The sequence below is a fragment of the Rhodococcus sp. ENV425 genome (assembly GCF_002887785.1).
Taxonomy (GTDB): Bacteria; Actinomycetota; Actinomycetes; order Mycobacteriales; family Mycobacteriaceae; genus Rhodococcus; species Rhodococcus aetherivorans.
This window is the reverse complement of the sequence record NZ_PCZU01000270.1, coordinates 1-297: the sequence shown is the minus strand read 5'-3', so window position 1 is coordinate 297 and position 297 is coordinate 1. Positions and strand designations below refer to the sequence as shown.

At 77.8% G+C, this 297-nt stretch carries 1 protein-coding gene; it reads right to left on the bottom strand.

Annotated features, from left to right (window positions below):
• Window positions 1–297, bottom strand: a 297-nt coding sequence (locus CQZ88_RS31825) for an FAD-dependent oxidoreductase (RefSeq protein ID WP_258008775.1), incomplete at both ends; no start/stop codon positions are given.

Genomic DNA, 297 nt, shown 5'->3' with positions numbered 1-297 from the left:
GGGCCGGCGTCCGGTCGCGACGATCAGCTCGTCGACCTCGAGGTCGCCGCCGTCGTCGAGACGCAGCCGCACCGGGCCGCCGTGGAGGCGCCCCACGCCGGTGTCCGCGACGTCCGGGCGGGACACCTCCGCCACCGTGGTGCCGAACCGCAGCCGCACGCCGTGCTCGCGCAGCGCCGCGGCGACCGCGTCGCCGGCGAACGGTTCGGTGCGGGCGAGCAGCCGCTCCCCGCGCACCAGCATCGTCAGGTCCTCGGTGCCCAGCTCGCGCAGCCACGTGGCGACCTCGCAGGCGAC